The organism is Leuconostoc falkenbergense (genome assembly GCF_045801155.1).
Classification (GTDB): Bacteria; Bacillota; Bacilli; order Lactobacillales; family Lactobacillaceae; genus Leuconostoc; species Leuconostoc falkenbergense.
Map to the genome: position 1 here is coordinate 201,379 of NZ_CP174386.1, position 13,622 is coordinate 215,000.

The 13,622-nt window shown below is 40.2% G+C and carries 10 protein-coding genes and 1 rRNA gene (1 of these 11 running past the window's edge); 8 read left to right on the plus strand and 3 right to left on the minus strand.

From position 1 onward, the window contains the following. Positions 1-28: 28 nt before the first annotated feature. On the minus strand, positions 29-1,258 hold the full coding sequence (locus tag ACI3ES_RS01010) for an MFS transporter (RefSeq protein ID WP_114667687.1): 1,230 nt from the start codon (positions 1,256-1,258) through the stop codon (positions 29-31). Positions 1,259-1,370: 112 nt separating this feature from the next. Here ACI3ES_RS01010 and ACI3ES_RS01015 point away from each other — a divergent pair, with 112 nt between their 5' ends. Continuing rightward, positions 1,371-3,071 (plus strand): ABC transporter substrate-binding protein, encoded by a 1,701-nt coding sequence (locus tag ACI3ES_RS01015; protein WP_114667689.1) that lies wholly within the window; start codon positions 1,371-1,373, stop codon positions 3,069-3,071. A 106-nt stretch (positions 3,072-3,177) separates the two neighbouring features. On the opposite strand, the gene rpsD is transcribed toward ACI3ES_RS01015, so the two are convergent. After that, the gene (gene rpsD, locus ACI3ES_RS01020; RefSeq protein WP_004914980.1) at positions 3,178-3,789 is read right to left on the minus strand and encodes a 30S ribosomal protein S4; all 612 of its coding nucleotides are present in this window, start codon (positions 3,787-3,789) and stop codon (positions 3,178-3,180) included. A 305-nt stretch (positions 3,790-4,094) separates the two neighbouring features. Here rpsD and ezrA point away from each other — a divergent pair, with 305 nt between their 5' ends. Together ezrA and ACI3ES_RS01030 are read left to right on the plus strand one after the other, a co-directional pair. Beyond that, positions 4,095-5,810, plus strand: a complete 1,716-nt coding sequence (gene ezrA / locus ACI3ES_RS01025) for a septation ring formation regulator EzrA (protein WP_114667686.1) — start codon at positions 4,095-4,097, stop codon at positions 5,808-5,810. 49 nt (positions 5,811-5,859) lie between these two features. Continuing rightward, positions 5,860-6,387 carry a GNAT family N-acetyltransferase gene (locus ACI3ES_RS01030; RefSeq protein ID WP_114667685.1) on the plus strand — a complete coding sequence of 176 codons (528 nt, stop codon included), beginning with the start codon at positions 5,860-5,862 and terminating at the stop codon, positions 6,385-6,387. 33 nt (positions 6,388-6,420) lie between these two features. Here ACI3ES_RS01030 and ACI3ES_RS01035 read toward each other — a convergent pair whose 3' ends face one another. Next, positions 6,421-7,821 carry an APC family permease gene (locus ACI3ES_RS01035; RefSeq protein ID WP_114667684.1) on the minus strand — a complete coding sequence of 467 codons (1,401 nt, stop codon included), beginning with the start codon at positions 7,819-7,821 and terminating at the stop codon, positions 6,421-6,423. A 117-nt stretch (positions 7,822-7,938) separates the two neighbouring features. Between ACI3ES_RS01035 and ACI3ES_RS01040 the strand changes: the two genes are divergently transcribed. The 5 genes from ACI3ES_RS01040 to ACI3ES_RS01060 all read left to right on the plus strand — a co-directional run. Then, complete coding sequence (locus ACI3ES_RS01040; protein WP_080518891.1) at positions 7,939-8,523, plus strand: guanylate kinase; 585 nt, start codon at positions 7,939-7,941, stop codon at positions 8,521-8,523. A gap of 284 nt (positions 8,524-8,807) precedes the next feature. Then, positions 8,808-10,001 (plus strand): aminotransferase class I/II-fold pyridoxal phosphate-dependent enzyme, encoded by a 1,194-nt coding sequence (locus tag ACI3ES_RS01045; RefSeq protein WP_114667683.1) that lies wholly within the window; start codon positions 8,808-8,810, stop codon positions 9,999-10,001. Further along, entirely contained in the window at positions 9,994-10,983 is a 990-nt protein-coding gene (locus ACI3ES_RS01050; RefSeq protein ID WP_114667682.1) for a D-2-hydroxyacid dehydrogenase, read from the plus strand. The genes ACI3ES_RS01045 and ACI3ES_RS01050 overlap by 8 nt, the downstream gene beginning before the upstream one ends. A gap of 36 nt (positions 10,984-11,019) precedes the next feature. Further along, the gene (locus tag ACI3ES_RS01055) at positions 11,020-12,093 is read left to right on the plus strand and encodes a PTS transporter subunit IIC (RefSeq protein WP_114667681.1); all 1,074 of its coding nucleotides are present in this window, start codon (positions 11,020-11,022) and stop codon (positions 12,091-12,093) included. A gap of 489 nt (positions 12,094-12,582) precedes the next feature. Next, positions 12,583-13,622 (plus strand): 16S ribosomal RNA (locus ACI3ES_RS01060) (it continues 511 nt past the right edge of the window).

Consider the following 13,622-nt stretch of genomic DNA (forward strand, 5'->3'; position numbering starts at 1 on the left):
GAGGATTTTTGCGGATCAATTTTAATTGTCAAGGTTGAACGTGATGAGTATCAAACATTTTGAGTGATAGTAAGGTTAAAATAACAGCGCCGCCACCTAGAAATAAAATCAGTATACCGATTAGTGAATTAGTTAGTAGTGGTGATCCAACTAAAACCAAGCTAGCCAATATTTTACCTAGTTGAAAGATACTACCATTGAAAGCAATATAGGCGCCACGCTGGCTTTTGGGCATTAAATTAGCCAACTGTACCTGTCGAGTTGGCACATACATGAGTTCTCCAAAAGATAGAATTAAGCTTGAAATAAGGAGTGGTAAAAAAGTGATTGTGGTTGCTTGCAAAGCATAGCCAATCGTGAATAATAATGTGCCAATTGTGAAAATATAGCGTGTATTATACCGCGCAATCCAATTTGAAAACAGTGCAGTGAAAAATATAATAATTAGTGTGTTTATTGTTGTTAACACGCTAATCATTTTAACTCCGTTCAGTGGCACAGCAAATATTGTCGTGTGAACGAATTTTTCTGCAAGATGAATCGCAATATAATTTGTCCGTTGAAATTCAACCGCAAGCAATAAAATACCACCCAACGTGAAAATGAGAAATGGTAAATCTTTGAAGACAGGCTGATAGTGTTTGAAGACAGCAAGCATGCCGATTTTTGGTGAAGATAGTTGGTTGCTTTGATAGGTTTCCGTAATTGAAAAAATCGTCAATAAAAGTGATAAAGTGTTAATTATCACGAGCGTAGAAGCTAATATTATGAAGTGTGATTCAAATAACCAACCGCCAATCATACTGCCGATCATTAACGAAAAGTTACTAGCCCAATAATTGATGGCATACATAAAAGCACGTGTTGTTTTAGTTGAAACGTCGATTAACATTGCCTCGCTGGCTGGGTTAAGCAAGCCACTAGCAATATTACCAATTGACATCATGATAAAGGTTAGCCAAGGCAGATGATATACTGGGATGTTTGCCAAAAAAATGCCAGCTGATCCGATTAGTTTAATGGTTTCACCAGTAATCAATAAAGGTCGCCGTCCATACATATCTGTCAAATGGCCACCATAAACACCGGCTAAAAAAGCAATGACGATATTAATCATCATTAAGATTCCTGCTGTTTGTGCATTATAGGCATGGGATAAATAGATAGCCATAAATGGGAAAATCAGTGAACTACCAAAACGACTTAAAAATTGGATTTTGATACGAGCTTTAATATTAGGATGTAAAGTTTGCCACATGAGATTATTTCTCGCTTTCATAAGTGCATGTTATGATTATAAAATAGACATTAATTTTGTAAAACGGACTTCGTTAAAATAAAATGTCTACTTTTACAGCAGGGATATGCAAATGATTAGTAAAATTTACATTGAATTACGTCTTCATTATTTAAAATTTGGAACAATTGTTCAGTTTAGAACCAAAGAATTAGCTGATTTTTGGGCGGTTTCAGTTAAACAAGCGCAACGAAGACTACGGCATTTTTCGGATGACGGACTGTTAACTTATGAGCCGGGACGAGGGCGTGGTCATTTGTCAAACATTCATTTTTTAAATGATTTTCGTGTGGAGTTAACAGACACGATGCGTCATGCAATTATCATAAATGATACCGACATGATGTTTTATCTTTTTCAACTAGGCATACCGACAATTTGGTTGGCACAATTTCGTCGTCAATTAACAAATCTTTTAGGATTACAAGTGCAAGACGATCATAAACGAATCTTAAGGCAAGTTTCGACGCGTAAAATAACATCATTAGACCCAGTTAACGTGGCTATTCATCATGAATATGAATTAGTTATGCAACTAGGTGATACGTTAATCAAGTATGACAATGGGTTACAACCAGGATTAGCACACCATTGGACGTCAAATCAATCGGCGACGATCTGGACTTTCTATTTACGTAAAGGGGTACAGTTTCATAACGGCAAGGAAATGACTAGTCTTGATGTCAAAAAGACATTTGAGCGTGTGCAACAGCGAGTAGGTGCTCGCTATTGGCAGTTGATCAATCTTGTAAAAATAGTTCCGCGAGCCACAGACGTCGTTGAATTTTATTTTAGTGCGTCTGAACCACTATTTGCGAGATTTGTTGCCGACGCCAAATATATTATCATTGATTGTGATTCGTCAATTGACAATCTTCATTGGATTGGAACGGGCGCTTTTGAAGTGGTTGAAAGCACAAATGACATCTTCAGGTTGAAAGCTTTCAATAATTATTATGGTTTTCGCGCCATGATTGATGAGGTTCAGTATCTGTTAGTTGATGACGATAACATCGCCAAACACTTATTTAATCCTGAAGACTATGGCAATTATGACTATATAAAAAAACAACGTGCTATACCTGGTGCTGAATTTGTCATCGCGAACATGAATCGCAAGACTATCATTCAGGACACATTAGTGCGGGAAGCATTATACAACATCATTGATATGCGTTATTTTGATAGGCATTTGGGTGATATTGCCAGTCATTACAATCGTGAGGATTCTATTGCAGATCATAAAAAATCTATGCAGCAGGCTAGACAGTTAATCAGAAAATCTGGTTATTCCGGCGAACCAATTATTCTAGGTGTGCTTTCGCATATCAAATCGGCTATTGATATGGCGAAGTGGATACAAGAACGTGCACAACAAGCTGGTATTTATATTGAAATTTTGTATTATAGTTTTACAAATGATTACTATTCCGATGTTTTGGAGCAACAAGCAGATCTCGTCATGTTAGCTGATGTCCCAATGAACGACGACGAATTTGCTTATATAGAATTTCTAACAAGCCCGACATTATTGGTACAAAAAATGTTAACAATTGATTTGAAAAATGATTTACAGCAAATGGTTATTCAATTCAAACAAGCACCAACTATAGAACAGCGACATACTATATATTTGACGATTGATAATTGGCTAACAGATCATTTTTTCATGATTTATACAATTCATGCGGTTCGTGATGTCTATATCCATCAATTTCTAGCTAATGGTGAATATGGAAATGACTATAAAAACGCGTGGCAAATGCCAAAATAACACAAAAAAAAGCACCACCAAACGCGATATGTAACCAAAAGTTAAAACAACTTTTTGGTGTACTATCATGAATGGTAGTGCTTTTAAACCGAATTGAATTAATTTATTAACCCAAACGGTTGTAGTATTCGACGATCAACGCTTCGTTGATTTCGGCATCTAGTTCTTCACGTTCTGGCAAACGAACTAAAGTACCTTCAAGCTTTTCGGTATCAAATGATACGAATTGTGGACGAGCCACTACTGATTCAACAGCAACTTGGATAGGCAAGATGTTCTTTGACTTCTCGCGAACTGAGACAACTTGACCAGGTTGAACGCTGTATGATGGGACATCAACGCGCTTACCGTCAACCAAGATGTGACCGTGGTTAACTAGTTGACGTGCTTGTTGGCGTGTTGTTGCCAAACCAAGACGGTAAACCAATGAATCCAAACGTTGCTCCAACAAGATCATGAAGTTAGTACCGTGAGTACCCTTACGGATCTTACCGGCTTTGTTAAACAAAGAATGGAATTGACGTTCAGTCAAACCGTAAGTGAAACGCAACTTTTGCTTTTCACGCAATTGTGTACCATATTCAGAAATCTTAGCACGACGGCCGGCACCGTGATCACCAGGTGCGTATGCACGGCGTGACAATTCTTTACCAGTACCAGACAATGAAACACCCAAGCGACGAGAAATGCGCCACTTTGGACCTGTATAACGTGACATGTATATGTCCTCCAAAATGTAGTTTGCTGTACATTTGAGGGTAAGTACCAGATGCGTGCAGCGCCGAACTTGACGTTTCTCAGAGCCAGTAGCTATGGCCTTACTAACGATTTGGGGCGCTGTTGACGCGCTTCTTTACTTACTGCTACTCAATTTAACAACTTCTCCCATACTACCAGAAACTTACGTAAATAGCAAGTTCTTAAGAAAGCTGTAAACGATTTGAGATTTAGCAAACGTCCTTTAATTCAGCTAAATAAGTGATAATATTGAGAGTGAAAATTAAAAGGTCGGAAACTATCTCTATGTTCAATTTTACAATTCTAGCAATTATATTAGCACTCGTGGTTATTGCATACTTGGCAATCTTTGTTTTACAAAGAGCTACTGTCAAAAAAGTCAATGAACTGAAAGCTCGGAAAGCACAACTCGAATCACTAAAGGTTCGTAATGAGTTGGTTGAGGCACGCAAACTATCTCTGACAGGGCAATCGCTCAAAAATTATCAGAAATTTGAAAGTGATTATAACGACGTTCAAAATAATAAATTTTTGAAAATTGATCAACAAGCCAATTTGGTTCTTTTTGAGGCGCGCGGAATCAATATTGTTAAAACACGCCGTGAAATAGTGCGTTTGCAATCAATGGTTGATGATACAGAAACGACCATTAAAAACGTACGCGCAGGTTTGTCAGATTTGAAGAAAATTGATGAAGCGCATCGAGAAGCGATTCGTGATCTTAAAAAGAAGTATGAAGACTTACGCAAACGTTTACTGGCCGAAAATTTCAAGTTTGGGCCAGCCAATCCTGCGCTTGACCAGTTTTTGAGTCAACTTGAAGGTGATTATGATGAATTCACCCGTTTGACTGAAGCGGGTGATCATGCCACGGCCTCAGACATTTACGAACAACTTGCCATGGAAACGACACAAATGGAAAACATGATGCAAGATATTCCGGCTTACTTTGACAGATTGAACGTTAAATATGTTGAACAACTCAATGAACTTGCGCAGGGGCATGCACAGTTAGTGGCGGATGGCTATGTGTTCCCCAATGATAGCGTTGAGCAGGAACTACAAGCAATTGATGGGCAACGCCAACAAGTGTTGAACTTATTGGCTGATCTTAAATTAAAAGAAGTTGCCGAGCAAAATGGTTACATTGAAACACGTATTGACAATATGTACGATACAATGGAAACTGAAGTCAAGGCACGCCAACATGTTGTTAAAAATGCGAATAACTTATCATCTGATTTGTTGCGCTTGCGAGAACAAAATCAAGCTTTGACAATTGAACTAGATCGTTTGGGACAAAGTTTTCAATTTAATCATCAAGAGTTGGAAACCCGACGGACATTACTTGAACAAATTAATACGGCGGAAGCACAAATTGATCATAATGATGATTTGTTAGAATCCAAAGAAATTTCATACAGTGAGTTGCGGATTCAACAAGAAAAACTTTTGAAGCAATTTGCCGAAATTGAAACACAACAAGTTGAAATTTGGGACAAGATTTCTGGATTGGAAAAAGCAGATCGTTCAGCTCGTCAACTAGGTGGTCAATATCAACAAGAAATTGAAAATATTAAACATGCTGTCGAGCGTCTTAATTTACCAGGTTTGCCAGCGGTTTATCTGGAGTATTTCTACGCTGTATCAAATGAATTAGAACGATTGGCTAAGTCTCTAAATGCCAATTTGATTGATATGGATGAAGTCCAACGTCAACTTAACATTGTCTCTGCCGATATTGACACATTAAAAGAAAAGACAGATGATATTGTTGACGAGGCCGCACTGACTGAGCAACTATTACAATATTCAAATCGTTATCGTGCTTCAAGCGAGCGGGTAGCTGCTGCCAGTGAACAGGCGCGTATGTTTTATGAACGAGAGTATAATTTCAAACAGGCAATGGACGTCTTGGGGCCAGCACTTAATAGCGTTGAACCTGGCATATATGAAAAAATCGTTGATTCCTATATGCGTCGCAAAACGCCATTGTCTTAAAAGTCATCACAATCGTGATGGCTTTTTACATTAAAAAATGAGGCAATAAATGAAACAAGTTACTGATTATCCAGAAATTCAAACCGAGCGTTTGCGGCTTCGTCGTGTTCGCCTATCGGATGCTCCGGCAATGCTGATATATATGAGTGATGAAGATACAGTCCGTTGGTTATCTGGAATAAGAAAACAAACGATTACCGAAATAACACAATCTATTCGTGATTATTTTTGGCATGATGAACCTGGCACCATGAAATATGCCATTGCTGATTTGAAAACTGATGAATTAATGGGAACAATTGATTTTCGTTACCATTCTGACCAAAATGATGCAGAAATTGGTTATGTTTTGGCACCACAACAACGAGGCAATGGCTATGTTAGTGAAGCGGTGAAAGCATTGCTTCACATTGGATTTACAGAATTAGCTATGAATGTTATCTGGATTGGGCATGATCAAGATAATGTTCGAAGTCGGCGGATACCGCAGCGACTTGGTTTTCATAGTGAAGGTGTAGATTCACAAGGTCACCAAATTTGGACACTGACTAAGAGTCAGTATTTCGCAATGCAATAGTAAAAGGCTTCACTAACAGTGAAGCCTTTTATGTTAAGACATTTTAGAATGTTTGATACCATAGGCAAAATACCAGATGATACCAATTACAAGCCAGATACCAAACATCTTGAGGGTTTCAGCTGATAACTGTGAAATGAAGAATAGACTCAACAGACCGCCAATGAACGGAATGACAGGATAGCCGGGAACTTTGAAGCCATCATGAGCTAAGTCTTTACGACGGCGTAAAATCAGTATACCAAAGTTAATAAACATGAAAGCAACTAAGGTTCCGGCGTTGATTAAGCTAGCCAAAGTGCTTAATGGAATCAAACCTGCAAAAATCATTTCAATGGCAACGGCTACGATCAACGCATTGACGGGTAAATGAGATCCTTTTGAAATGCGTCCTAGTGATCTTGGTAGCAAACCATCTCTGCCAAAAGAATAAGCAAGTCGTGATGAGGCATAAACAAGCGCTAAGACGGCTGTAAACATACCAATTAGTGCACCGACCGTGATGACAACAGAGAATTGTGTTTGATGAACGACTTGCAAAGCAAAAGCAGCAGGATCATCAACACCCAATTTTTTGTAGTTAACAATACCGGTTAAGACGATTGAGAAAAGTGTGTACAGCAAGGCAGAAACAATGACTGTACCAACAATCCCTCTTACCATTGTCTTTTGGGGATTTTTGACTTCGGCAGCATGTGCAGCGATTGTATCAAAACCAAGAAAAGCGAAAATAATACTGGCAGTAGCTGCCCAAATACCATTCAATCCGCCAAGACCACTATGAAATTCTTTTGGATAAAATGGGACATAATTAGTTGTTTTAATGAAAAATGAGCCACCAATAATGAATAGTGCAAGGATAACGATTTTTAAAACGACGGCACCGTTTTCAATCTTTTTCGAGGTGCTAAGACCACGAGAAAGAATTGCTGCCACGATCAGAATGATCAACATGGCAAATAGATTAACCACGCCACCTTCCATTGGACCCGCCATGAGTGCCTTGGGCATATGAATATTAAATATTGTTAACAAGTTGCCTAAATAAGCGGAAAAACCAGTGGCAATAGCAGAAACAGCGAGAAAGTATTCGACAATTAAGGACCAACCCAATAGCCAACCAATAATTTCGCCATAAATCACGCCACCGTATGAATAGGCTGAACCAGCCACTGGCATCGCTGATGAAAATTCAGCAAAAGCCATGCCTGATAAACCAGAAAAGATCGCCGCAATCAAAAAAGCAATTGCCACAGCCGGCCCAGCATGCTCAGCCGCTTCGTGGCCAGGTAAGATAAAAATACCTGTGCCAATAACAGTTCCAACCCCTAGACTAATCAGATCCTTAGTGGTTAAAACACGCTCCATGTGTGAATCAGCAGCAATATAATTATTGACTGACTCCCGTTTAAAAGCTCTTGACAATACAGACATAATAATTCTCCAACATAATTTTAATAAATCAATAACTATTATTTTATCAATTTAACACGCACTTGTCTAACTGTGCTTCAAGTTTTACGTTACAATGAAAGATAAGGAATTTAGATGATGAAAAATAATAAAGTGTTTGTTATAACGGGAGCGACTGGCGTTGGGAAAACCACCATTGCGCGTTACTTACAAGAAACCTATCATATGCCACGGGTAATTACACACACGACCAGAAAACCGCGTGATCGTGAAGAAAATGGTGGTGCTTACTATTTTGAAACAAATGATAGTTTCGAAAAAAATCATTATTTAGAACGGGTCATGTACGCGGGCTCAAAATATGGTTCCTCGCACGAGGCTTTGGCATTAGCATGGGCACAAAGTAATTTTGCGACGATTGTCTTGGACACAGCAGGTGCAATTACTTACGCACGAGAACTGGGTGAACAAGCTGTCATTATTTTTGTGACGGTAACGCACCCTGATGTACTCATTGAGCGGGTTCAAATTCGTGGCGATGATCCGACAATTGTTAAACAACGTATTGCATCACCAGAATTTATGCGTGATGTGACGTTGCCGGAAGCTCTGAAAGGTGTTGCTTATCAATTGGAAAATGATGATTGGGCGAAAACAAAAGCACGATTGGATTTGATTGTAACTGATGTGATGAATGGCAGAAGTCTGCCTAAAAAAATCTAAACTGTGATTTTTTTTAGAATATGCTTGACATAAAATAATTATAGCATTATAATTATCTCATAAAATAAAAAGGTATTGGTTATATGACACGTACACAACGCGCAATTTCAGTAAGTTATTACTTTAAGTATTTCGGCTAATCGTCCTGATACTTAAAGCATTTTGCGTAGGTATTCGGACAACGTTCCGAATGCCGCAGTGAGTTCGTTATTAATGAGCAAACGCACATTCGGGTAGTCGTCCGAGTGTGCGTTTTGTATTTGTCTTAATTAAGGAGAATGAAAATGGAAGTGAAACCGGAATTATTGCAATCGTTGAATAAAAATCTTTCGTTGGTTGGACCATCGGCAATACGTGCTTTTGATGTAGAGGTTAGTGCCATTCCAAACATCATTAAGTTAACATTGGGTGAACCAGATTTCAACGTTCCAGAGCACATCAAACAAGCTGCAATTCAATCAATTATTGATGATGATTCACACTATGCTGCCTCGAATGGTACATTGGCACTGCGTCAAGCTGCTGCCAACTTTTTACAAGATCGCTATCAAGTTAATTATGATGCTGCATCTGAAATTATTGTGACAGTTGGTGCGACAGAAGCAATTTATGCAACGCTAACAACGATTCTTAATCCTGAAGACAAAATCATTTTGCCAACACCTATTTTCCCTTTGTACATTGCCGTAGGTTTGGTTGACGGTGCGCAACCTGTTTATATTAATACAGCTCCAACTGATTTTATTCTGACACCGGATTTACTGAAAGCTGCTATTGCAGAACATGGTGACGCGATTAAAGCTGTGGTTCTGAATTTTCCATCTAACCCAACTGGCGTGACCTATAGTGATGAACAAGTTAAAGCTTTGGCTGATGTGTTGCGCGAAACTAATATTATCGTCATCTCTGATGAAATTTATTCAGAACTTTCGTATGACAATGATCACGTTTCAATGGCAAAATATCTCCCAGAACAAACAATTGTGCTAAACGGCGTATCAAAATCACATGCCATGACAGGTTATCGTATTGGCATTTTGGCTGGACCAGCAAAACTAGTGCAAAAGATTGCTATGATTCATCAATTTACAATTACAACTGCCTCAAACCCGGCAATGGCAGCCGCGACAGAAGCGTTAGGTACAGAAGCTGGTCGTCAAGATACTTTGGATATGAAGGCAGCCTATCGTCAGCGTCGAGACTTTGTCTATGAACAAATGACATCATTAGGATTTCAAGTTGCTAAACCTGATGGCGCGTTCTATATTTTTGCTAAAATTCCAGCTGGCTACTTGCAAGATGATTTTGAATTTGCGCGCGACTTAGCTAACAAGAATGGCTTAGCTTTGATTCCGGGCTCTTCTTTTGGACCTGGCGGAGAAGGTTACGTTCGTTTGAGCTACGCAGCCGCAATTGAAACTCTCCAAGAAGCAATGGCGCGTTTGACATTATATATGAAAGAAAATAAAAATGACTAAAATTTTAATGACTAGTGTTCGCAATGATGAAGAAGAGGCGATTAATGCCTACGCCAAATTACATCACATTGAAATAGAGATTTCTCGGGATGAGTTTCATCCAGAAACAATGCCCGATTTAACAAATATTGATGGTTTGGTGATTCAGCAAACTGCTGAAATAGGTGGCGATCAAGCTTTTTACAATCAATTAGCACAACAAGTTGGCCAAATTACGACGCGCACAGCAGGATATGACATGATTGAGGTTGACTTGGCCAAAAACGCAGGCTTAAAAGTTACTAATGTGCCAGCCTATTCGCCAAGATCGGTAGCAGAAATGGCTCTAATGCAGATTTTCCGTTTACTACGACGAACACCGGAGTTTGATGCGCGTATTGCACAAAATGATTTTCGCTGGGCGGGCTTGCAGTCGAGAGAAATTCATTCCGTGACAGTCGGCATCATTGGTGCAGGTCGTATTGGCGGCACTTTAGCTGGCTTACTTCATGCACTTGGCACAAAAGTTTTAGCTTATGATGTTAATCCGCGCGACGACTTGCGTGATTTAGTGACGTATGTCTCTAAAGAAGAACTCTTGTCTCAGAGTGATGTTATTAGTTTGCACGTTGACCTAAATGATACGTCCGTTAATTTACTATCTGCTTCTGATTTTTCTCAAATGAAAGATGGTGGCTTGCTCGTTAACGCCTCCCGTGGGCCAGTGATTAACACTGATGATCTTATTGATGCATTAGATAATGGCAAGTTGCATGCTGTTGCTTTAGATACTGTAACTGACGAGTCACCAGTTTTTAATCATGATTTACGAAAAACAGGAGTAGCAGATGAGCGCATTAAAAAGTTATTGGCCATGCCCAATGTCCTCTTAACACCACATATTGCCTTTTTCACAAATATTGCTGTTGCTAACATGGTAGATTTTGCCTTAGATGATGTCTTAACTATTCTGTCAGGCGCCACTTCACCACATGAAATATAAAAAAAGCGCTTTTTAGCGCATACATAAGGAAAAAATATGACAACACTCACTCAAAACATTCAAAAACGAACAAATCCCTTATCAATCAAGCAGTTCATCATTAATGTCTTAAATGGCACTAGTTTGGGTATTGTTATTACTTTAATTCCAGGAGCGCTAGTCAGTCAGTTGCTCTTATTGTTTTCTGGTAATCAAATTGCGACTCAAATCGGCTTTATGACAACCTTGATTCAAAGCGCGTTACCAATTGTTGCTGGATTTGCAGTAGGACAAATTTTCAAATTGTCAGCGATTGATTCTGGCTCCATTGGTTTAGCAATGTTTGTTTCAGCTGGCGTTGTAACGAATACGCCCAAGGGGATGATTATTGGTGGAACGGGCGTTGTGCTGAATATCATTTTAGTAGCGCTCATTGCCACAGCATTAGTTAAGTTAACCGAAACAATTTTTGGACACTTGAAAATGTTACTTCAGCCTCTGTTTGTACTTGTTGGTGCGGGTGGAATTGGTTTAATTACTTTAGATCCTCTCAGGCGCGTGCAAATGGTAATTGGTTCATGGGTTGCGCAAGCTACTGATTTAACACCTATTCTGATGGGGGCTGTACTAGCAGCAGCGTTTGCGTTTTTGGTTGTTTCACCCTTGTCATCGGTCGGAGTGGCAATGGCCATTAGTTTGACAGGTGTGGGATCAGGTGCCGCAAACGTTGGCATCACAGTGGCCAGCTTCACATTAGCCGCAATGGGTGCCAGTGTGAATCCGCTGGGTGGCACTTTGGCACACTTTGTTGGCTCACCAAAGATTCAGATGGCTAATATGTTAACAAAACCAAAGCTTTTCTTACCCACAACAATTGCGGCCGCTATAATGGGGGCGATTTCTACCTTGCTAAACATCAAAGGAACGCCTTTTTCGGCTGGATTTGGATTTTCCGGCCTGATTGGTCCTTTGACGGCGTTTAATGAAGCTGGAAAAACGGGAATCGCCATGTTAAATGTTTTCATTGTATTTGTTGTTTTACCAATTTTACTTGCGTTAGGGATGAAGTGGTTGTTTATGACCAAAATAAACATGATCCAACCGGAAGATTTAAAGTTAACATTGAAGTGAGCTATTAAGATAAGGTAAAGGGAGGGGCAAATGAAGCGAACGGGGGAGAGGGAAACAGGGAAGAAGGGAGGTAAAAAGCGAACGAAGCGAGGGGAAAACCGAGCTAGAATAAGGAAAGGACAAACGGAGTAAAGTGGAGGTAAAAGAAAGGGAAAAAGGAGTTGACGAGGCGGGATAAAGTTGGTATATTAATATATGTTCTGACGGAGGCAAAAGCGAGTCAGGGCGAGCCGGAAGCATGAGCGAGTCAACGAAGAAAGTAGTTGACAAGACAAGAACAAGGTGATAAGATAATATAGTTGTCTCAAGGGGCAATAAGTAGCACATTGAAAACTGAACAAAACTTTGAACAAACGAATCTGTGGCTGTTACTTAGGTAACAAAAACAAATTTGCGAAGTCAATTCGTAACAAACAATAAACGGATTAGCGTTATAGAGAATATAGCGAAATAATCGTCAGTTTAATCGAAGAGCAATCTTCAAATTTTCAAATTGAGAGTTTGATCCTGGCTCAGGATGAACGCTGGCGGCGTGCCTAATACATGCAAGTCGAACGCACAGCGAAAGGTGCTTGCACCTTTCAAGTGAGTGGCGAACGGGTGAGTAACACGTGGACAACCTGCCTCAAGGCTGGGGATAACATTTGGAAACAGATGCTAATACCGAATGAAACTTAGTGTCGCATGATACGAAGTTAAAAGGCGCTTTGGCGTCACCTAGAGATGGATCCGCGGTGCATTAGTTAGTTGGTGGGGTAAAGGCCTACCAAGACAATGATGCATAGCCGAGTTGAGAGACTGATCGGCCACATTGGGACTGAGACACGGCCCAAACTCCTACGGGAGGCTGCAGTAGGGAATCTTCCACAATGGGCGAAAGCCTGATGGAGCAACGCCGCGTGTGTGATGAAGGCTTTCGGGTCGTAAAGCACTGTTGTATGGGAAGAACAGCTAGAATAGGGAATGATTTTAGTTTGACGGTACCATACCAGAAAGGGACGGCTAAATACGTGCCAGCAGCCGCGGTAATACGTATGTCCCGAGCGTTATCCGGATTTATTGGGCGTAAAGCGAGCGCAGACGGTTGATTAAGTCTGATGTGAAAGCCCGGAGCTCAACTCCGGAATGGCATTGGAAACTGGTTAACTTGAGTGCAGTAGAGGTAAGTGGAACTCCATGTGTAGCGGTGGAATGCGTAGATATATGGAAGAACACCAGTGGCGAAGGCGGCTTACTGGACTGTAACTGACGTTGAGGCTCGAAAGTGTGGGTAGCAAACAGGATTAGATACCCTGGTAGTCCACACCGTAAACGATGAACACTAGGTGTTAGGAGGTTTCCGCCTCTTAGTGCCGAAGCTAACGCATTAAGTGTTCCGCCTGGGGAGTACGACCGCAAGGTTGAAACTCAAAGGAATTGACGGGGACCCGCACAAGCGGTGGAGCATGTGGTTTAATTCGAAGCAACGCGAAGAACCTTACCAGGTCTTGACATCCTTTGAAGCTTTTAGAGATAGAAGTGTTCTCTTC

Coding starts and splice junctions, on each gene's coding strand:
- ACI3ES_RS01010 (WP_114667687.1), bottom strand. CDS start 1,258: ATGTGGCAAACTTTACATCCTAATATTAAAGCTCGTATCAAAATCCAA.
- ACI3ES_RS01015 (WP_114667689.1), top strand. CDS start 1,371: ATGATTAGTAAAATTTACATTGAATTACGTCTTCATTATTTAAAATTT.
- rpsD (WP_004914980.1), bottom strand. CDS start 3,789: ATGTCACGTTATACAGGTCCAAAGTGGCGCATTTCTCGTCGCTTGGGT.
- ezrA (WP_114667686.1), top strand. CDS start 4,095: ATGTTCAATTTTACAATTCTAGCAATTATATTAGCACTCGTGGTTATT.
- ACI3ES_RS01030 (WP_114667685.1), top strand. CDS start 5,860: ATGAAACAAGTTACTGATTATCCAGAAATTCAAACCGAGCGTTTGCGG.
- ACI3ES_RS01035 (WP_114667684.1), bottom strand. CDS start 7,821: ATGTCTGTATTGTCAAGAGCTTTTAAACGGGAGTCAGTCAATAATTAT.
- ACI3ES_RS01040 (WP_080518891.1), top strand. CDS start 7,939: ATGAAAAATAATAAAGTGTTTGTTATAACGGGAGCGACTGGCGTTGGG.
- ACI3ES_RS01045 (WP_114667683.1), top strand. CDS start 8,808: ATGGAAGTGAAACCGGAATTATTGCAATCGTTGAATAAAAATCTTTCG.
- ACI3ES_RS01050 (WP_114667682.1), top strand. CDS start 9,994: ATGACTAAAATTTTAATGACTAGTGTTCGCAATGATGAAGAAGAGGCG.
- ACI3ES_RS01055 (WP_114667681.1), top strand. CDS start 11,020: ATGACAACACTCACTCAAAACATTCAAAAACGAACAAATCCCTTATCA.